Origin of the sequence: Tenacibaculum aiptasiae (assembly GCF_008806755.1) — a bacterium.
GTDB classification, from domain to species: Bacteria; Bacteroidota; Bacteroidia; order Flavobacteriales; family Flavobacteriaceae; genus Polaribacter; species Polaribacter aiptasiae.
Genome location: NZ_WAAU01000011.1, coordinates 1 through 18,550, shown reverse-complemented (window position 1 = coordinate 18,550; position 18,550 = coordinate 1). Strand labels below are relative to the sequence as shown.

Genomic DNA, 18,550 nt, shown 5'->3' with positions numbered 1-18,550 from the left:
GAGGTCTCTTTTTATTTATATTCTTTTAAAGATAGTTTTTGATTTTCGAAAACTCCATAGGTAAAATACTTTACCCAATCGCCAGTGTTTATATACTCACTGTTTTCTTGTAGTTTAATTTCTAAAGGAAGATGACGGTGGCCAAAAACAAAATAATCGTAATGTTTCGTTTCTAATTTACGTTTACAATATTGAACTAACCATTCATTGTCCTCTCCTAAAAATTTAGCGTCATCATCACCTGAAATCAATTTGTTTTTAACCGACATGTAATGACCTAAGCGTACACCTAAATCTGGGTGTAGCCATCTAAACATCCACTGAAAAGGTTTAAAGGTAAAAATCTTCTTCATTCGCTTGTAACCTTTATCACCTGGACCTAAGCCATCTCCATGACCAATTAATAATAGTTTGCCGTCAATGGTAAATTCTTGTGGTTCGTGGTATACAGGAATGTCTAATTCTTTCTCAAAGTAGTCGGTCATCCATAAATCGTGATTACCAACAAAGAAATAAATAGGAATTCCACTGTCTTTAATTTCAGCAAGTTTCCCCATAACACGAACAAAACCTTTAGGAACAACGGTTTTATACTCGAACCAGAAGTCAAATAAATCACCTAATAAAAAAATAGCCTCAGCATCTTTTTTAACTTCATTTAACCAACGCACAAACCTTTGCTCACGTGGAAAGCTAGCTTCAGCTGTAGGCGCTCCTAAATGTTGATCGGAAGCGAAATAAACTTTTGTATTCTCAGAAGTGTTAATTGATATCAAACTTGAAATTTTTGGTAAAAATAAGTATTTTAAGCAGAGTCTCTACAATCAAATTTTATCTACATTTGTTTAAACATCCATTCAAATTATACTTATGAACCCATTTGACGACACTTACTTTATGAAAAAGGCCTTGCATGAGGCTGAAAAAGCTTTTGATAAAGGTGAGGTTCCAGTGGGAGCAGTAATTGTATTTAAAGATCAAATAATAGCTAGAGCGCATAACTTAACAGAGATGTTGAATGATGTTACTGCACATGCAGAAATGCAGGCTTTTACAGCAGCTGCCGATTTCTTAGGAGGAAAGTACTTAAAAGATTGTGTTTTATATGTAACCCTAGAACCTTGTCAGATGTGCGCAGGAGCAAGTTATTGGACACAGATAGGGAAAATTGTATACGGTGCTAGTGAACCTAAATTAGGTTTTAGTGTATTAAATACCAAAATTCATCCTAAAACCAATGTTGTTTCTGGAGTTTTAGAAGAAGAATGTAGCTTTTTGTTGAAAAAGTTTTTTATTGAAAAAAGAAACTTAAATTAATTTATTATGTTACATGCGAGAAAGAACATAATAACATGTTTAATTGTTTTGATTATTGGGATTTCTTGTAAGCAAGCTAGAAAAAAGATTAAAGATGTTCAAATTAACCAAAATGAAATTATTTTAGATTCAATTTATAAGGTTGAAAAGTTAGATAGCACGATAAATTATAAGCCTTTGAGTTTAAACTTTAAAGGAAACCCAATTTTTTCAATAGGACAAAAGTTAACAGAAATTGATTCAACTCTATCTTATGGAATGGATCCAAATATGGACTATCAAAATTATTTTCCATTAATTCAAGATTATATGACTATGGATGATAGGCTTTCGGTTTGTAAAATTGGAAAACACTCACATATAATGGGTGTTTTATATTTCTCTGTTGATCAAAATTCTCAAAGAATTTTTAATGTTAGTGGAGCTTGGAGATTTAATGTTTATAAAAAAGAAGTGCTTAAACAAATGGAATTATGGTTGACTGAAAGCTTATTTCCGAATTTGAAAAACAAATTTAAGTTTGAAGATAAATGGAGCTATGATATTGAAAGCTCAAATCAAATAGAATTATTTAACTTGAGTAAAGATAAAAACGTTTGGGTTCTAGATTATAAAGTAGAGCTAAAATAGGAAAAGCAACATAATGATATAAGAAAGTCTAATATTGTTGTATTTCCTTGTAAGAAAAAACTAAAAAAGTGTCTGTTGTTTGCTGCCACTTTCATGTTCTAATAACCATTTTTTTCGCCAAACACCACCAGCATATCCAGTTAAAGAACCGTCGGAACCTATAACTCTGTGACAAGGAATTACAATCCAAATAGGATTTTTTCCATTGGCTGAAGCTACAGCTCTAATCGCTTTTGGATCGCCAATTTGTTTTGTTTGCTCTAAATAAGTCCTACTTTTTCCAAATGGGATGTTTAACAACTCTTCCCAAACCGATTGTTGAAATTCAGTTCCCTGAGGATTCAGTTTTAAATTAAACTCTTTTCTATTTCCAGAAAAATACTCGTCCAATTGAGCTACGCAATCTTTTAAATGAATTGGAGTCTCAGTTGAGGTTTTTATTGTATCGTCGTCCAATACAGAGATTGAATGGATTCCGTTTTCATCTCCAACAATCTTTGCTATACCTATTGGTGTTTTATAATATGCGGTTTGTAAGCTAGACACTAAAAACTTCTTTAGAATTTTGAGTTGTAATTTCGGAAATTTCATCGAAAGTTAATCCGTAAATATCAACTAGTTTGTCAATAACATTTGTTATGTAACTACTTTCATTACGTTTTCCTCGGTAAGGAGTAGGAGCCAAGTATGGAGAATCTGTTTCTAAAACTATATGCTTGATTTCAACTTGGTTTAAAAACTTGTCAATTTTTCCATTTTTAAATGTAGCTACACCTCCAATTCCTAGTTTCATATTGTACGAAATTGCTTTTTGTGCTTGTTCTAAAGTACCAGTAAAGCAGTGAAAAATTCCAAATAAATCATCACCTTTTTCGGTTTCCAATACTTCAAATATTTCATCAAAAGCATCGCGACAGTGAATTACAATAGGAAGCTTTTTTTCTTTCGCCCATTGTATTTGTGTTCTAAATGCTTCTTGCTGTTGTTTTAAAAAAGATTTATCCCAATACAAGTCGATTCCTATTTCTCCAATAGCATAAAAGTCTCTTTTGTCTAACCATTCTTTTACATGAGCCAACTCTTCTTTGTAGTTTTCTTTAACAGATGTAGGGTGTAGTCCCATCATTAAAAACACATCGTTAGGATAGTTTTTTTCTAAGTCTAACATTCTTTCAGTATAGCTACTGTCAATTGCAGGAATAAAGAATCGAGAAATACCAGCGTCTTTTGCACGTTGCATCATTTCGTTTCTGTCTTCATCAAATTGCTCTGAGTATAAATGGGTATGCGTGTCTGTAATCATAACTTGTTAAAGGACTTTTGAATAGTCTAAAGGTGATTTGTATTGTTGTATCTTTGTGGCGACAAAAGTACGAGAAATGGCAAGTTTGAAAAAAGTATTAAGAAAAAAGAAATATATCAAGGTAAAACTTAAGAAGATTGTAACCAATCACCTTGAGTTAAATGCTGAGATTAATGGTGTAAAGGGTAAATTTATTTTAGATACAGGAGCTTCTAATTCTTGTGTTGGATTAGACCTGATTGAGCATTTTAAACTAATTTCTGAAGAAAGCGAAGTAAAAGCTGCAGGTGCCGGTGCTACTGATATGGAGACACAAAAATCCGACAATAATTCTTTAAAAATAGGGAAGTGGCAAACCAATCAGTGTAATTTGGTATTGTTTGATTTAACCCATGTAAATACAGCTTTAACACAGCATGATGCTGAAAAGGTTGATGGAATTATTGGTGCCGATATTTTAGAAGCTGGAAAAGCTTTTATTGATTATGATAAGAAAGTACTTTATTTAAAAAAGTTGAAGAAAAAGAAAAGAAAAAAGCTAATTAAGGTTCCTTTTTAATCGCTAATTTTTGTTAAAAAAGGTTAAAATTTAATTTTTTTTACGCGCTTTTTTTCGAGAATAGTATCGATTTCCGTAAACCATATTTACTGAGTTTTGATTAAAATTCATCCTTCATTTTTGAAGTTTTTAAATGTTAATGAATTTTAAACTGGTGTAACAAATGATTTTATTGACCGTCATATTTGTGTAATCAATTTAAATCAACAACCATGAAATCATCAGTAAATAATTTAGTTTTAGAAAGAGGAATTTTAACGTCCGCCTACAAAAGAGAAATTCAACAAAACATCTGTACAATGAAGGCTCAGTCTTTATATGGAGTAAAAAGCCGATTAAAGTCTCGAGGAACAAAATTGTCAAGTGAAACAGGAGCTATCTTAAAAGTATCAATGTTTGTATTAGCTTTAGTAGTAATTGTTTTTTAATAAAAAAATCTCACCACATTGCTGTAGTGAGATTGTATATGAATAGGATGTTTTAATTTTTAGCTTAAAACTTCTTTAATTCTTTTAATAGCTTCACGTAACTGTAATTCAGAAGCGGCATAAGATAAACGAATGCAATTTGGTGCACCAAAAGCTTCACCAGTTACAGAGGCAACATTAGCTTCTTCTAATAATAACATAGAAAAGTCGTTAGCATTGTTAATTTGCTTACCTCTAATAGTTTTACCAAAGAAAGCAGAAATGTCTGGGAAAATATAAAAAGCACCTTCTGGTACATTTAATTTAAATCCTTCAATTTCACCTAATAAATCTAAAACCATATCTCTACGTGTTTTAAATTCATCAACCATGTATTGTACTTTGCTTGGTTCTGCTAAAACAGCTGTAATTGCAGCTCTCTGAGCTATACAGTTAGTTCCTGAAGTAATTTGCCCTTGCATTTTAGTACAAGCCTTAGCAATCCACTGAGGAGCTCCAATAAAACCAATTCTCCATCCTGTCATAGCAAATGCTTTTGCTAATCCGTTTACGGTAATCGTTCTATCGTACATGTTTTCTATGGCAGCAAAACTAAATGGTTTTGTCCCGTAGTTAATGTGCTCATAAATTTCATCAGATAAGATATATATCTGAGGGTGTTTTTCTAAAACCTTAGCTAATGCTCTGTATTCTTCTTCGCTATAAATAGATCCACTAGGGTTATTTGGCGAGTTAAAGAAAATCATTTTAGTTTTAGGAGTAATAGCAGCTTCTAATTGCGCTGGTGTAATTTTAAAATCACTATCAATAGATGAAGGGATTTCAACAAATTTAGCTTCACATAAAGTTGCAATTGCAGAATAACTTACCCAGTAAGGAGCTGGTAATAAAATTTCATCACCAGGATTTAATAATACCTGAGCAACATTGGCAATAGATTGCTTTGCTCCTGTAGATACTACAATCTGATTTGGAGCATAGGTTAAATTATTATCTCTCTTAAACTTTTCGCAAATAGCTTCTTTTAATTCAACATATCCATCAACAGGAGTGTATGAATTATAATCTTGATTAATAGCTTCAATTGCTGCGTCTTTAATAAAGTCTGGAGTGTTAAAATCTGGTTCTCCTAAGCTTAAACTAATAATGTCTCTACCTTCGGCTTTTAACTCTCTTGCTTTAGCTGCCATGGCTAAAGTTTGTGAAACAGGTAAACTGTTAATTCTGTCTGATAATTGTTGTGACATTGGTGTGTTGTATAGTGTGTTGTTATTTACGCCAGTTGTGGTTTTTTTCCTAACTCAGCTAAGTGCTTAAAGTGTTCTATAATAGCTCTTCGCGTAGTTTTATACTCGTTATAAGGAAGGTTAAACTCTAAAGCGGTTTCCTTTACAATCTTTGCTAATTTATCATAGTGAATATGAGAAATGTGTGGAAAAATATGGTGCTCTACTTGGTGATTTAATCCTCCAGTGTAAAAGTTAACTAACCAGTTTTTTGGTGCAAAATTAGCCGTAGTGTATAACTGGTGAATTGCCCAAGTGTTTTTCATATTTCCATTCTCATCTGGTAATGGCATTTCTGTTTTTGGAACTACGTGTGCTAATTGGAATACAACACTTAAAATAATTCCAGCAGTATAGTGCATTACAAAGAATCCTACTAATACTTTCCACCAAACAATGTTTAATACAGCAATTGGTAATACAATCCATAATGAATAGTATACAATCTTAGAAATTACCAATTTAGTCCATTCTGTAGCTGGATTAGGGAACTCTCCGTAAGATAATTTTCTTTTTAAGTAATTGTGCATTTGCTTAATGTCGGTAGTAATTGCCCAGTTAATAGTTAATAATCCGTAAAGGAAAATTGAATAATACTTTTGGAATTTATGAATCCATAACCACTGTGCGTGCTTTGAAAAACGAATAATTCTACCAGCATCAATATCCTCATCATGATCTTGAATGTTTGTATACGTGTGGTGTAAAACATTGTGTTGTACTTTCCAGTTGTATACGTTTCCAGCTAAAATGTAAATACTGCTTCCCATTAATTTGTTTAACCACTTTTTGTTAGAAAAAGAGTCATGGTTTGCATCATGCATTACATTCATTCCAACACCAGCCATTCCAACTCCCATAATAACGGTAAGTGCTAACTTAATCCACTGCGACATATCTACAGTTAAGATTAAAATAAATGGGATTAAGAAAATGGCGAACATTATAATTGCTTTCGAATATAATTTCCAGTTTCCGGTACGTTTAATATTATTTTCTTTGAAGTATGAATTCACACGCTTGTTTAGTGTTCTAAAAAACTTTGCGTTATCTATTCTTGAGAAGTTTATTGTCTTCATTTGTTGTTTGTTTGAACCGCAAAAATAAACGTTTTTACTAGATGGTTATTGCTCAAAGAGAACTTTTTAACAAGAAATATATCTTTTATGAGATAAATGAGTATTAAGAATTAGTTTTTTATTTTTGCAGCGAAAAATTCACTTAATGGAGCTTATAAAAAAATATTTTAGCAATTTAACAGAAACGCAACTAGAACAGTTTTCGAAACTTCAAGAGTTATATGAAGATTGGAACTTGAAAATCAACGTGGTTTCTCGTAAAGATATTGATGAATTGTACTTACGTCACGTGTTGCATTCGTTAGGAATTGCTAAGGTGATGCAGTTTAAACCGGGTTCAAAGGTAATGGATGTTGGTACCGGAGGAGGTTTTCCAGGGGTACCTTTAGCTATTTTATTTCCAGAAACTCAATTTCACTTAGTAGATTCTATCGGAAAAAAGATTAAAGTAGTTAACGAAGTTGTTGAAGGTTTAGGACTTGAAAACGTAAAAACTACGCATGGTAGAGTGGAGGAAGTAAAAGATACTTACGATTTTATAGTAAGTAGAGCAGTGGCTCAAATGGAAACTTTTGTTGGTTGGACCAAAGGAAAGATTGCTAAAAAGCAAGAGCACGATTTAAAGAATGGAATCCTTTATTTAAAAGGAGGTGACTTAACTGAAGAGTTAAAAAAATATACTTCGGCAACTATTTACAATTTGCCAGACTACTTTGAAGAAGATTTCTTTGAAACTAAAAAAGTAGTACACTTACCAATGAAATACAAAGGATAGTTGTAAAGCTATACCTTTCAAAATAAAAATCTATTAAATAGCTCAGGGCTATTTAATAGATTTAAAAATATATAGCATCTCCGAAGCTATTTCTAAACTTCTTTCAGCATATTTTTCTTTTTCTAAAGGTGTATTATCAAAGGCTTTAGGATCTTCATAAGTAACAGGAACTCTTTTGTTTGCTCCTGCAATAAAAGGACATCCTTCATCTGCTTGAGAACAAGTCATGATGGCGCAGAACTCATTTACTGGATTAAACTCATGATCGTACTTTTTTGAAAAACCAATTACTGGCTGTATGTTTTCTGAAAACTTTACTGCATAAACTGGATTAGCTGTTTCTGATAAACTTTGAATTTTAAACCCTTGCTGCTCCAATGTTGTTACCACATTCTTATTCATAGCCGTTGCTTCTGTTCCGCCCGAATAGCAATAAACATTTGGAATGTTTAGATAATGAGCCATGGTTTGTGCCCATATTTGCGATAAATGACTTCTTCTAGAATTGTGTGTACAAATGAAGTTTAAATTAATCAGCTCGTTGTTGTTTACACCTTGTTGGATATAATCGATTAACGGTTGTAGCACTTCTTTTCTGTTGTCTGAAATAGTTTCAGATAAGCTGGCAATTGTTTCCTCTATTTGAGAAAAAACGGTTGTTTTTGTTGCTTCCATATTCTTTTCTATTAGCAGCATCCAGAGTTAGGAGCGCATGCCGATTGACTTTGTAATTCTGATAATTTCATCTTTGGCTTTTCTTCAGGAATTCCGCAGTTATCTTTAGCTAAACAATCGGTTTGTTTGGTAGTTAATAAGAAATTCGTTCCATCGAAATCCAATCCATATTTTCCAATAGTAGCACCTTGGTATTCAACTTCAATCTCTAAATCAGGGATGTTTAAAGCTTTTTCTGATAATTCAATAATATGAACTAATTTTTCTGGATGCAATCTATGATCGTAGTCATTGGCATTCCATAGTTGGAAGTTAACTACTTCTTCGTTTCTAATAGTACCTCCACAATCAATAAAATTCTTTGTGATTTTACCTACTTCAGTAACATGAAAGTGATTCGGTACTAATTCACCATTAGGTAATTGAAAAGCGATGGTGTTTAGGTTTGCTAGATGGTTTTTAATTTCTGATAATTTCATATCTATGACGTTTAATTGTAATATTGCGATTAATAATTGTAAATTTTTTTAGCAGCAACTGTTTGGGTTGCTATTAAAGTCTAAAAAGTTATTCAATAAGGTTTTTACTTTTTCCCAGTGCTCCTGATTTATACAGTAGCATACACTAGTTCCTTCAATATTTCCTTTGATAAGGTTTAAGTTTTTTAATTCTTTTAAATGTTGCGATATTGTTGGTTGGGCTAAACCGATTACTTCTACCAAATCGCCACAAACGCAAGAGTTTATTTTAAACAAATGCTGTAAAATAGCAATACGAGCAGGATGCCCTAATGCTTTGGCTATTTTAGCAAGCTCATTTTGTTCGGCGGTAAATATTTCTGATTTGGTAAGTCCCATTCGTTTAATTATTATATTGCAATATTACGATTAATATTTAAAACGGACACATTTTTAACCATAATTTTTTGTTATCCGTAAGTTGTTATAATTTATAAGTGGTTTAGTACCAACGTTTTTTTCGTTTCTTAGACGCTTCAGATTTACGTCCTTTCTTGTGTTTGCTAATGGTATTCGGTTGCTTTTTCTTTTTAGGTTTTTGTAAAGCGAAAGGATGATCTTCAACAATTTTTATAGATCGACCTATGAATTCTTGAATGGCTTTGATGTATGAAGTTTCATCTGCGCTACATAATGAAAAGGCAATTCCCGATTTTCCTGCTCTACCTGTTCTACCAATTCTATGTACATAGGTTTCTGGAATGTTAGGCAGGTCGACATTAATTACCGCATCTATTTTACTAATGTCTATACCACGTGCCGCAACATCTGTAGCAATTAAGATATTTACTTTATTGTTTTTAAAGTTTTCAATGGCTTCGTTACGAAGCGCTTGCGATTTATCACCATGAACACTCGTTGCTTTGTAGCCGTTCTTTAAAAGTGTTTTTTCAAGTTTATCAACACCAAACTTTGTACGTCTGAAAATAATAATACGTCCATTAATGGTATTACGAAGCAGGTGCAAACATAAATCTACTTTGTTCTTTTTTGGCGTATAGTATAATAACTGACCAATGTTGTTTGAAGTACTTTCCGATGGCGTAACCGAAACCGTTTCTGGCTTGTATAACATTGAGGAAGCTAGCTCTGTAACTTTCTCTGGCATGGTTGCCGAAAACAATAAGGTTTGTTTTTTACGCGGACATAGTTCTTCAATCTTTTTCACATCGTGAATAAATCCCATGTCTAACATTAAATCTGCCTCATCTAATACAAAGGTTTTTAATACACGTAAATCTATATCGCCTTGTTTGTGCAAATCGATAAAACGACCTGGAGTAGCAATTAAAATATCGACACCTTTAGCTAACAACTCTTTTTGAGGTTTAATAGAAACTCCTCCATAAATAGCCGTGGTTCTTAAGTTGGTGTATTTGCTGTATGTTTTAAAGTTTTCTTCAATTTGTATGGCCAATTCACGGGTAGGACTTACAATTAATGCTTTTATTTTCTTCGCTCTTTTTTCAGCATCTGGTTCTTTCGCTAAATGATGAATAATAGGCAATGCAAAAGCCGCAGTTTTTCCCGTACCAGTTTGCGCTGCTACAATAACATCTTTCTTTTCTAAGATTATTGGAATCGCTTTTTCCTGTACCAAAGTTGGTTTGTGGTATCTTTCTTCTGTAAGTGCTTTTACAATAGATTTATTAAGCTGTAAGTCTGAAAACTGCATTGATTCTTTTTTGCAAAGGTAGTTTAAAAGAAACAACGTTTGGTATTTAATTTACGCGTATGTAATAAGGCGTTTTTAGAAAAAAGTTAGTAAGTAGCCTAGGAATGAACCCCCTAGTACTATAAATGCACTGTTTAGCTTTTTAAAACCAAAAACTGTAATTAAACTTAGCAGGGCTATAACAATTGTACGCCAATCTACCAAAGTGTCTTTTGCCATTTCAATACATACCGCAATAATTAATGCTACTGCCGCCACGTTTACAGCATCTAAAACCGCACGGATGGTTTTAGATTTCCTCATTTTTGGCATTAATGGATTTAATAGCCATACAAACAAAAATGAAGGTAAAAAGATTCCAAGAGTTGCCACAACTGCTCCCCATAGTCCATTCATTTGCCATCCTATAAAAGTTGCAGTAGATAAAACGGGGCCTGGTGTTATTTGTCCCACCGCTACGGCATCTATTAAGGCTTGTCTGGTTAACCAACCATTGGCGACTAATTCTGCATCTAAAAAAGCAAACAATACATAACCACTACCATATAAAATTGCCCCTATTTTTAAAAAAGTAAGGAATATTTTAAGGTTACTTAGATTCAATGTGTCGCTAGCTTGATACAGCAACAAAGGCATAATGCTTGGTAGGTTTGTAGCATTTTGTTTTACAAAATAGATGGCTAAGCCCAGCAATCCACAGCCTAGCAACGTAACTATTTCATTTATTCCCAATAAACAAGCGCCTAATGCTATTGCTCCTATGATGGCTAGTTGGGTGTTTTTTATTGCTTTTTTACCAAGTCTATAAGCAGCCATCACTATTATGGCTATTACTGCTGGTTTGATACCATAGATAAAGGGTTCTACTTTGGGTAGCTGTCCGTATTCTTGATATAGCCAAGCAAAGATTGAGGTGATGACTACCGCAGGAAAAATAAAGCAAAAACCTGCCACTATTAATCCTTTCCATCCCGCTTTTTCATGTCCGCAGTGCATGGTCATTTCTGTAGAGTTAGGTCCCGGAATTAAATTAGTTGCTCCCATAAGATCTAAAAAGTGTTCTTGGGTCATCCATTTACGTTTTTTAACAACTTCATCTTCCATCATGGCAATATGAGCAGCTGGACCCCCAAAGGCAATGCTTCCTAGTTTAAAAAAGAGCTTTGCTATTTCTTTTAAATCGTTTTTTTGAGACATCTACAATGTTTTGTGCTGTAGTTTTTTTAATGTATTTACAAATCTAAAGATTTATTATCCAACAATATAGTCGATTTTATACAGTCACTTTATATTTCTGTGAGTAAGGTGTTCTTTTCAGTAGAATAAGGAAATTCATCTGTCAATCGACTCACCAAAGGCTCTCGTTTTCCTGTTTTTCTGTGGTTTTTTATGGTTTTATGCCTTGTTTTTAGAGAATTATAGACTTTACGGAGTCGTTTTTACATTTCATTTACAATAAATAGGGGAGGCTGTGTCTATATTCGTAACTATATAAAACGGATTATTATGAATTTAATTAAAAAGAGTATTGTTTTAGTAGCGGTATTGATTACTGTTTTTGTGGTGAGTGGCTATACTAAAAGTACATTGACCGATAAGAAGACTGAAGCTGTTAAAGCTGAAGGTCCAACGATTAATTTTTTTGTGACGCATGGGCATTGTAGTACGCCTTTTGCTGGTAAGGTAAACGATTTAAAGGTAGATTATCCAACCCGATTGGATATGGGAAACCCTTTGGAAGATATGGTGATTTCGTTTGAGGTAGATCCTAATTCGTTTAATGTGTGTAGGGCAGAAGAGTTAACTCCGAAAATTAAAACGCCTGGTTTGTTTGTTGGTGTTAACAACGAGAAAATTAGGTTTAGGTCTACCAATGTATATACGATGGGAATAGATTGGTATCAGGTAAATGGTAAAATGTCTATTAAAGGCGTAGAAAAAGATGTGAAGTTGTTTGTTACAGGGATTAGAAAACCAAACGAGCAAGTAGCAACAACCTTGGTATTAGATGGACAGGTGAATTTGTTTGATTGGGGAATTGATTATGATTTGATTGTTAACGGAAAGTCGGACAATGTACCTACCAAATGGCTGTATTTGAATATGAAGATTGAATTAGTATAGAAATATCAAAAAACACTCTTGTTAAAGAGTGTTTTTTTGTAGCACCTTATCTTAGGATAGTTGTAGTAGTTAGCTTGATGTCTTCAATTTCTCCACCATCAGTTAGTAGTTGATTTATGGCGTTAAATTCTGCGCTCTTTCCAGCTATTTGAATAACGGTGTTGCGTTTAGGAGAGTTATTAAAGTATAGATTTACTACTTTGTTAATTTTAATGAAAGCATTGTTGCTGTTATATTTTTGAATCGTTTCTGAGCCATTTGTGAATCGTTCGATATATTCATCTTTCCACCTAACTTGAGGGAGCCATATTCTCATAAATACAATTGGTAAAAAGATGTAAGCTTCATCTGTTTCAAAATTATTAGAAGTGTTTTTCTGAATTATATCATAGAACGAATCATCATCTATATCTGAGTCTATTTTATCAATTTGATTAATAATTAACTGTATAGAATTACTAAATTGGTCAGTGACTATTTTTTTTTCTTTAGGCTTAAAAAGTGATTTGAATTTTATCATTTTTGAATTACGATTTTCATTGCAATGTCAAGTATAAAACATGTAGGACAGTTGATAAGCACTACACTTCAAATTTAACACATAACTAAATATAAACGTTTTGCTTTTATTTTTTGTTTAAATACAGAACCTTGGAGTTAACACAAAAACTTTATGTTTATAGATCTTGTTGATTGTAGTACTTTTTTATATTAAATCTAGAACTCTATTTTCTGATTTATTTTTTTGTTTGATTGTTTCTAGTATTCTTGATTTTTCCTTATTTAGTAGTTTTTCGAGTTTGTCTCCATAAGTGTCATCAATGTTTATATGGAAAGAAAATTTTTCTTCTTCTTTTATTGAGTCTTTTATGGAATTGATTTTCACTAACTTTTCGATTTTATTGTAAGACTTTCTAATTCTTTTCTGTTCCTTAAATTCGAAAAAATCACAAAAGAATTGGTTTAAGATAAAAATATTGGTAATTATTATTAGTTTTTTTTGTTCATCATTGTTATTATTGGCTTTTATAAGATTTTCATGTCTTGAAATTAAAAAATCAAAAACTTTAAAAATTAAAAGATTATATACGTTTTCGTAATCTAATTCAATCAAAATTGAAATATAATTTACTAAGCCGATGTTTATATCTTGATCATCAATAATAAATAATTGATATAATTTTTCATAAACTTTTTCTTTATTATCTTGACTTAACCCAGCAATATACTCAGCTGCAAAATATTCTTGAATTGATTTATGTACAAATGAATAATGAAAACCTTCTTTGTTTATAAGGCAAAGAGCTATTAATAAATCATTTAATAACTTATCATTGTTAAATTTTAAATTAGGAAATCTTTCTTTAATTTTAATTAATTGTTTTCTGAAATAGGTTTTATTAAAAACCAACTTATTTTCGAAAATCGTTAAGAATGAGAATACATTTAATACTGTATTGAATTCTTCTCTATTCAGACCACTTTCTTTTTCTCGTTCATAACCTAATTTAGATAAACTATCATGAGAATTAAAAAGTGTTTCAATAACTTGTGAGTAGAAAATATGTCTTTGTGATGGTAAGGTTGAATATGATTGAAAAGTCAAAATGAACATAGATAACAATAATGGATTTTGTAAAAAAGTACCAAACTTATTGTCATTGGTTTTCAAACTAGAAATAATCTTATCTGCAAGTTCGTGTTCTTGCTTTGGTAATTGTTGCTTTATAAATTTATAGATGTCTTTATTGTCTAATCTTCTTACATTTAGGTTTTTAAATAAAGGGAGTAATTCAATATTTACATAGGGTCTTGTAGTTATAACATATTTATTATTGCTAAATTTTTCAATAAAATTATCTATTTCTTTAATTACTTTATATCTAGTTTTAGCGTTTAATTCATCAAATCCGTCTAATAAAAAAACAAAATTACCAGAGGCAAGAAGTCTGTCTGAAAATTTTTCCTCTTTTGCTATTTTGGAAAAGTTAAATAGGTTTTTTATATAGGTTTCGAATGATCCTTCATGCTTTTCTAAATATCTAAGTTCAATTCTAATAGGAATTTTTTCTTTTTCGTCAGCAATTTTTACAAACAAATACTTGAGTAGCATACTTTTTCCAGAACCGGCATAACCAGTAATTGTAATACAATTATTTTTCTTAAATAAATCATTTCCATTATTAATAGTTACAATCTTATTTATGCCTTTAATAGATTCTGTATCTTCAAGTTTAATAGGGTAATAAATATCCATTAAATTCACAGGTTCAGATCTATATAAGATAGTTTTTACATATAAACTTCTTTTGTATGTATTTACTTGGTGTTCTAATAATTTATTATTTGCTATTTGGTCTATTTCGGAACCTATAGATTTCAAGATTTTAGTAAGGGGGTATTTTAATATATTAGTTATAATCTTGTCTTTCATTGTTTTTGGGTGTTATTACCAACTTGTTTATATGCGGAATATTGTTCTTATTATTTACCTAAATGTCTGGCTATACAGAATTTTTAAGCACTCGAATCTAGGATAAAAAAAGAAGCTGGTTTTACGGAAAACCATACTTTAAGTAAGGTTTTTCCTTATTTTTTATGCTTTTAAGCTAAAAATGTAGTTTTTTTCTTTCAGCGGCGTTCGCTGGAGGTTCTGCAGAGTTTCGAGAGCATCAGCGAAGCTCGCTGATGGTTCTGCAGAGTTTTGAAAGTGTCAGCGAAGCCCGCTGGAGGTTTTGCAGAGTTTCGAGAATGTCAGCGAAGTTTGCTGGTGGTTTTGTATTGTTTTTATGGGGTGTGTTATTCTGTAGATAAAGTAAAACTAAAAAACAACCTTGGTTGAGGTTGTTTTGAGTATGTGGTTAAATGTTATAGTAAAACGTTTTATTCTTTTGGAAAAGAACCTTTTATTTCAATTCCTGATTGAGAGATTTCAAGTATTTCTGTAGAAAAAGGATATGAAGAGTTTTTATGTTCCTCAATAATAGTTTTTCCTATTCTTTTAGAAAAGAACTCAAAATCACTTTTAGAAAAGATATAACAAAAATCTCTGTTGGGTATTACAAAATTAAAAGGAAATCCAAGTTCTGATTTTATTATTGATTGAAAAGATTCAGAAAGTAAAATAGATGCTTTCAAGTTAGAATCTTCAGTTTCTATATAACCAAGTTTTCTTCCTTCTATCAATTCTATTTCTAATTTAGAATTGTTTGCAATTAGATTTCCATTTTTTAGAGCTTGTATTTCGAGGTCATTTTTTGAAACATTCCATTTTTGGATATCATCTTCTGAAATCCAACTAAATTTATTGCTCTCTTGTATTACGTATATTTTATTCAGTTGGTCAGTAATGTTTTCAAAGACAAAACCATTGATTTCATAATCTGTAGGATATAATGACACAAAAATATTGTCTTTAATATCGTTCCAAGAATAAGATTCTTCGGTATTAAATTCTGCAATTGTTTTAGCAAAATCAGCAATAATAGTTTTGTCTTTATCTATAGAATAGTCTTTTCTAATATTATCTAAACTAATTTTAAGTGTAACTTCTCCTTTTTGAATTGAAATTAATTCAGTTTCATCAATCGAGTCGATTTTAAGTCCATGTAGTTCTATTTGAGTTTTGAATTCATCTAATACAAAATCTCTTTTAGTTTTTTTATAACCAAAAATTCCGTTTAATATTCCCAATTTTATTAAGTGTTTTAAATGTGTTGTAGTGGTAACTTGTATAACTTAAAATAGCAATTAAATTTTTAAGCATTCGAATATAGCTAAAAAAAAGATTTGGTTCTACTTTTAGAAGTAGATGAGAATGAATAATTGCTTGTAGGTATTGTTGTATATAAAATTACATTTGGTTAAATACTCCGTCATAATCTATTGGATATATGATTTCATAATTCCAATCATCTTTTGCTGTATTCAATCTTTTTGTTATTAGACTGTTTTTTAGAAGGTTCTCTTGGTTTAGGATATTAATAATCATTGGGATTGACTTTTCCCATTCTGTAACTTCAAATAACATGTTTGCCCCACCAGGTCCTAAATCTCCAGCAACCCATTTGCCTATTCCATTACTTTTTAGTTCTTCATGAATTTTTTCCTCCATTTTATGTCTTAAATCTAAAACATGAAAATCATTTTTGTTTTTAGGTCGCATTTGGACAAAAATGATTTTCCCTATATCATCAAAATTATCCCTGTAACCTTTTTCTTTAAGGTTAGAGTTTATTGAATCAATTTCAGATTCAGTTATAGCCTTTTTATTTTTTATTGTCTGAAGTGTGTTGTAATTATCATCAAAACGAATTTCTCCTTCTATTAAATTTAAGGTAGTGCTGTCTTTTACAATTCTACTAAATTCAATTTTATCTTCTGTTTCATTTTTATAATTCGAGCTAATATATTCAATGTCCACTTTTTCTATAGTTTTTATACTTGTCTTGCTTTTACAGTTCAAAAAAAGAGAAAATATTAATAATATTATTCCTATGTTCTTCATCTTTTTACATTTTAATCCTTGTTGTACGTTGACTTTTATTATCCTTATTAAACTAGGAATTACAGATATAATAGAAGAAATACCTAAAATCAATCCGTAATTTACTTCATTATATCTCAGTTGTCTGATTCCATCATCACAAGCTGTACACTCAATTATTTTTAAGTTTGCGTCAATAGCACAAATTCCTGTCAATATTATTATAAAAATTAAAATTGCTATAGAAGTATTGGTGCTAATCTTGTTGATTGACTTAGAGAATAAATCTAAAGCAAGTAATGAGAAGGCAATTCCTAAACCTGTATAATAAATTGGTGAGGCAAATAAATAGAAGTTTTTTCCAACGAATTGGATTTTATTATTTGTTGTCCATTGATATAAATCTAATACTATACTTCTCAAAAATGATTCGAGAAATACTGAAAGTCCAATTCCTATCAAAAAGAACATCAATCCTATTATTATTTTTCTTTTCATTTCAATTTTGTTTTTATGCAACAGCTTGGTTATTTATTCTTGGATATAAGTTTTTTTGTAATATGTCTTTTTTATATTAGTCCTACGACAATTAATGAAATCAAAATTACCGTGAAGATTACAGATCCAATAATGTTAAAAATTGAGATTTGACATTCAGTTTCTTTTCTTTTAGTCCAAATGTATAATCCTATTCCAGTACAGAACAGAGCTATTATTACTCCACCCAATTCAAAGAAAAATGGTAGCAAATAAGAAGGAGCGATTAAAAGGATGGTTCCTATCCAAATTCCACTTTGAATTGTCTTTTTGTACTTATCAATGTCCAATAGAGAAAAGGTAGAAACGATGGCGAATGGAAAAAAAGAAGTCCTGCAAACAGAAGGTAAAATGGTGTCATTCTACCTTCATTAAAAGCCCAAATTGAAATTATTGTCATAGAAATAATTATTCCTAGTATTTGGTAATAGCTTAAATATTTGTTTGATAGTTTTTTCACGTATGCTACAATTTGTTTGTGTATGGCTATACAGAACTTTTGGTGTTTAATTTATGAATAGTATCTATTATTGGGTGAATATTGATTTAAATTCATTTTCAGAAATCAGTTCGTAATAGTTCAATAAATCATTAATCATTGTTGCTTCAATTCCACTACAATGACTGTGTTCATAGTCTACAGAATTGAATATTGAACCAAGTCTAATGTATTCACTTGAAGTACAACCACCGTAATCTTCTTTTCCTATTCTAGTTTTTAAGAAATTTTTTAATGAGTCCATTTTAATTTTTGAGACTAAATGGCTCTTTCCTGTTCTTTTAGATTGCAATAAGTATCCTTCATTTTTTAATTCGACCGTAAAATGTTCTTTGCTTTGACTGAAACATCCCCAATTATGGATTTCAATATCAAAGCTTGACATAGCAAAAACTTTATCCAAAGTTTTAGAATTGTTTTCAATTCTTGGCTTACAAGATAAAATCAGTCCAACTGTTAATAATATTAGAATCAGTTTTTTCATATGTGCTGCAATTTGTTTAATGTGTCTAGCTGTACAGAGCTTTAAGTGTTTTGTATAACTTAAAATAGCAATTAAATTTTTTAAGCATTCGAATATAGCTAAAAAAAGAATTTGGTTCTACTTTTAGAAGTAGACGAGAACAAGCAATTATTTGTGGGTATTGTTAGCGGTTGTT

General features: G+C 31.0%; 21 protein-coding genes. 6 read left to right on the top strand and 15 right to left on the bottom strand.

What is annotated here, in order from left to right:
• Window positions 1–11: 11 nt before the first annotated feature.
• A complete protein-coding gene (locus F7018_RS06960) occupies window positions 12–776 on the bottom strand; it encodes a UDP-2,3-diacylglucosamine diphosphatase (RefSeq protein ID WP_175578679.1) in 765 nt (254 codons plus the stop codon).
• A gap of 94 nt (window positions 777–870) precedes the next feature.
• On the opposite strand from F7018_RS06960, the gene F7018_RS06955 reads away from it, so the two are divergent.
• Window positions 871–1,317: a nucleoside deaminase gene (locus F7018_RS06955; RefSeq protein ID WP_150899322.1), complete on the top strand. Its 447-nt coding sequence runs from the start codon at window positions 871–873 to the stop codon at window positions 1,315–1,317.
• 6 nt (window positions 1,318–1,323) lie between these two features.
• Window positions 1,324–1,947 (top strand): hypothetical protein, encoded by a 624-nt coding sequence (locus F7018_RS06950; protein ID WP_150899321.1) that lies wholly within the window; start codon window positions 1,324–1,326, stop codon window positions 1,945–1,947.
• Window positions 1,948–2,007: 60 nt separating this feature from the next.
• On the opposite strand, the gene F7018_RS06945 is transcribed toward F7018_RS06950, so the two are convergent.
• Together F7018_RS06945 and F7018_RS06940 are read right to left on the bottom strand one after the other, a co-directional pair.
• Window positions 2,008–2,493 carry a methylated-DNA--[protein]-cysteine S-methyltransferase gene (locus F7018_RS06945; RefSeq protein ID WP_246175081.1) on the bottom strand — a complete coding sequence of 162 codons (486 nt, stop codon included), beginning with the start codon at window positions 2,491–2,493 and terminating at the stop codon, window positions 2,008–2,010.
• The gene (locus tag F7018_RS06940; RefSeq protein WP_150899319.1) at window positions 2,486–3,250 is read right to left on the bottom strand and encodes a TatD family hydrolase; all 765 of its coding nucleotides are present in this window, start codon (window positions 3,248–3,250) and stop codon (window positions 2,486–2,488) included. The genes F7018_RS06945 and F7018_RS06940 overlap by 8 nt, the downstream gene beginning before the upstream one ends.
• A 76-nt stretch (window positions 3,251–3,326) precedes the next feature.
• Here F7018_RS06940 and F7018_RS06935 point away from each other — a divergent pair, with 76 nt between their 5' ends.
• The gene (locus F7018_RS06935; RefSeq protein WP_150899318.1) at window positions 3,327–3,809 is read left to right on the top strand and encodes a retropepsin-like aspartic protease; all 483 of its coding nucleotides are present in this window, start codon (window positions 3,327–3,329) and stop codon (window positions 3,807–3,809) included.
• A 212-nt stretch (window positions 3,810–4,021) separates the two neighbouring features.
• A complete protein-coding gene (locus F7018_RS06930; RefSeq protein ID WP_150899317.1) occupies window positions 4,022–4,237 on the top strand; it encodes a hypothetical protein in 216 nt (71 codons plus the stop codon).
• Window positions 4,238–4,296: 59 nt separating this feature from the next.
• Here the strand turns inward: F7018_RS06930 and F7018_RS06925 are convergent, their stop codons facing one another.
• Together F7018_RS06925 and F7018_RS06920 are read right to left on the bottom strand one after the other, a co-directional pair.
• On the bottom strand, window positions 4,297–5,484 hold the full coding sequence (locus F7018_RS06925; RefSeq protein WP_175578678.1) for a pyridoxal phosphate-dependent aminotransferase: 1,188 nt from the start codon (window positions 5,482–5,484) through the stop codon (window positions 4,297–4,299).
• A gap of 26 nt (window positions 5,485–5,510) precedes the next feature.
• Window positions 5,511–6,602, bottom strand: coding sequence for a fatty acid desaturase family protein (locus F7018_RS06920; protein ID WP_150899316.1), 1,092 nt, complete (start codon window positions 6,600–6,602; stop codon window positions 5,511–5,513).
• Window positions 6,603–6,747: 145 nt separating this feature from the next.
• On the opposite strand from F7018_RS06920, the gene rsmG reads away from it, so the two are divergent.
• Entirely contained in the window at window positions 6,748–7,377 is a 630-nt protein-coding gene (gene rsmG / locus F7018_RS06915) for a 16S rRNA (guanine(527)-N(7))-methyltransferase RsmG (RefSeq protein ID WP_150899315.1), read from the top strand.
• Window positions 7,378–7,425: 48 nt separating this feature from the next.
• On the opposite strand, the gene F7018_RS06910 is transcribed toward rsmG, so the two are convergent.
• The 5 genes from F7018_RS06910 to chrA all read right to left on the bottom strand — a co-directional run bounded on the left by F7018_RS06910 (window position 7,426) and on the right by chrA (window position 11,442).
• A complete protein-coding gene (locus tag F7018_RS06910) occupies window positions 7,426–8,052 on the bottom strand; it encodes an arsenate-mycothiol transferase ArsC (RefSeq protein WP_150899314.1) in 627 nt (208 codons plus the stop codon).
• 11 nt (window positions 8,053–8,063) lie between these two features.
• Window positions 8,064–8,531, bottom strand: a complete 468-nt coding sequence (locus F7018_RS06905) for a DUF6428 family protein (RefSeq protein ID WP_150899313.1) — start codon at window positions 8,529–8,531, stop codon at window positions 8,064–8,066.
• A gap of 48 nt (window positions 8,532–8,579) precedes the next feature.
• Window positions 8,580–8,909: an ArsR/SmtB family transcription factor gene (locus tag F7018_RS06900; RefSeq protein ID WP_150899312.1), complete on the bottom strand. Its 330-nt coding sequence runs from the start codon at window positions 8,907–8,909 to the stop codon at window positions 8,580–8,582.
• A 103-nt stretch (window positions 8,910–9,012) separates the two neighbouring features.
• The gene (locus tag F7018_RS06895; protein WP_150899311.1) at window positions 9,013–10,245 is read right to left on the bottom strand and encodes a DEAD/DEAH box helicase; all 1,233 of its coding nucleotides are present in this window, start codon (window positions 10,243–10,245) and stop codon (window positions 9,013–9,015) included.
• Window positions 10,246–10,320: 75 nt separating this feature from the next.
• Window positions 10,321–11,442 (bottom strand): chromate efflux transporter, encoded by a 1,122-nt coding sequence (gene chrA, locus F7018_RS06890; RefSeq protein WP_150899310.1) that lies wholly within the window; start codon window positions 11,440–11,442, stop codon window positions 10,321–10,323.
• A 309-nt stretch (window positions 11,443–11,751) separates the two neighbouring features.
• Between chrA and F7018_RS06885 the strand changes: the two genes are divergently transcribed.
• A complete protein-coding gene (locus F7018_RS06885; RefSeq protein WP_150899309.1) occupies window positions 11,752–12,369 on the top strand; it encodes a YceI family protein in 618 nt (205 codons plus the stop codon).
• A gap of 46 nt (window positions 12,370–12,415) precedes the next feature.
• On the opposite strand, the gene F7018_RS06880 is transcribed toward F7018_RS06885, so the two are convergent.
• From F7018_RS06880 to F7018_RS06855, 5 genes are all read right to left on the bottom strand, one after another.
• A complete protein-coding gene (locus F7018_RS06880) occupies window positions 12,416–12,889 on the bottom strand; it encodes a hypothetical protein (protein WP_150899308.1) in 474 nt (157 codons plus the stop codon).
• Between the two features lie 186 nt (window positions 12,890–13,075).
• On the bottom strand, window positions 13,076–14,803 hold the full coding sequence (locus F7018_RS06875) for an NACHT domain-containing protein (protein WP_150899307.1): 1,728 nt from the start codon (window positions 14,801–14,803) through the stop codon (window positions 13,076–13,078).
• A 449-nt stretch (window positions 14,804–15,252) separates the two neighbouring features.
• Window positions 15,253–16,062: a hypothetical protein gene (locus F7018_RS06870; protein ID WP_150899306.1), complete on the bottom strand. Its 810-nt coding sequence runs from the start codon at window positions 16,060–16,062 to the stop codon at window positions 15,253–15,255.
• Between the two features lie 160 nt (window positions 16,063–16,222).
• A complete protein-coding gene (locus F7018_RS06865; protein ID WP_150899305.1) occupies window positions 16,223–17,353 on the bottom strand; it encodes a hypothetical protein in 1,131 nt (376 codons plus the stop codon).
• A 566-nt stretch (window positions 17,354–17,919) separates the two neighbouring features.
• Window positions 17,920–18,375 carry a hypothetical protein gene (locus tag F7018_RS06855; protein WP_150899303.1) on the bottom strand — a complete coding sequence of 152 codons (456 nt, stop codon included), beginning with the start codon at window positions 18,373–18,375 and terminating at the stop codon, window positions 17,920–17,922.
• Window positions 18,376–18,550 lie beyond the last annotated feature (175 nt).

Excerpts from the sequence above, each read along its gene's own strand:
- F7018_RS06955 (WP_150899322.1), top strand. The coding sequence starts at position 871 with ATGAACCCATTTGACGACACTTACTTTATGAAAAAGGCCTTGCATGAG.
- F7018_RS06950 (WP_150899321.1), top strand. The coding sequence starts at position 1,324 with ATGTTACATGCGAGAAAGAACATAATAACATGTTTAATTGTTTTGATT.
- F7018_RS06940 (WP_150899319.1), bottom strand. The coding sequence starts at position 3,250 with ATGATTACAGACACGCATACCCATTTATACTCAGAGCAATTTGATGAA.
- F7018_RS06935 (WP_150899318.1), top strand. The coding sequence starts at position 3,327 with ATGGCAAGTTTGAAAAAAGTATTAAGAAAAAAGAAATATATCAAGGTA.
- F7018_RS06930 (WP_150899317.1), top strand. The coding sequence starts at position 4,022 with ATGAAATCATCAGTAAATAATTTAGTTTTAGAAAGAGGAATTTTAACG.
- F7018_RS06925 (WP_175578678.1), bottom strand. The coding sequence starts at position 5,484 with ATGTCACAACAATTATCAGACAGAATTAACAGTTTACCTGTTTCACAA.
- F7018_RS06920 (WP_150899316.1), bottom strand. The coding sequence starts at position 6,602 with ATGAAGACAATAAACTTCTCAAGAATAGATAACGCAAAGTTTTTTAGA.
- rsmG (WP_150899315.1), top strand. The coding sequence starts at position 6,748 with ATGGAGCTTATAAAAAAATATTTTAGCAATTTAACAGAAACGCAACTA.
- F7018_RS06910 (WP_150899314.1), bottom strand. The coding sequence starts at position 8,052 with ATGGAAGCAACAAAAACAACCGTTTTTTCTCAAATAGAGGAAACAATT.
- F7018_RS06905 (WP_150899313.1), bottom strand. The coding sequence starts at position 8,531 with ATGAAATTATCAGAAATTAAAAACCATCTAGCAAACCTAAACACCATC.
- F7018_RS06900 (WP_150899312.1), bottom strand. The coding sequence starts at position 8,909 with ATGGGACTTACCAAATCAGAAATATTTACCGCCGAACAAAATGAGCTT.
- F7018_RS06895 (WP_150899311.1), bottom strand. The coding sequence starts at position 10,245 with ATGCAGTTTTCAGACTTACAGCTTAATAAATCTATTGTAAAAGCACTT.
- chrA (WP_150899310.1), bottom strand. The coding sequence starts at position 11,442 with ATGTCTCAAAAAAACGATTTAAAAGAAATAGCAAAGCTCTTTTTTAAA.
- F7018_RS06885 (WP_150899309.1), top strand. The coding sequence starts at position 11,752 with ATGAATTTAATTAAAAAGAGTATTGTTTTAGTAGCGGTATTGATTACT.
- F7018_RS06880 (WP_150899308.1), bottom strand. The coding sequence starts at position 12,889 with ATGATAAAATTCAAATCACTTTTTAAGCCTAAAGAAAAAAAAATAGTC.
- F7018_RS06875 (WP_150899307.1), bottom strand. The coding sequence starts at position 14,803 with ATGAAAGACAAGATTATAACTAATATATTAAAATACCCCCTTACTAAA.
- F7018_RS06865 (WP_150899305.1), bottom strand. The coding sequence starts at position 17,353 with ATGAAAAGAAAAATAATAATAGGATTGATGTTCTTTTTGATAGGAATT.
- F7018_RS06855 (WP_150899303.1), bottom strand. The coding sequence starts at position 18,375 with ATGAAAAAACTGATTCTAATATTATTAACAGTTGGACTGATTTTATCT.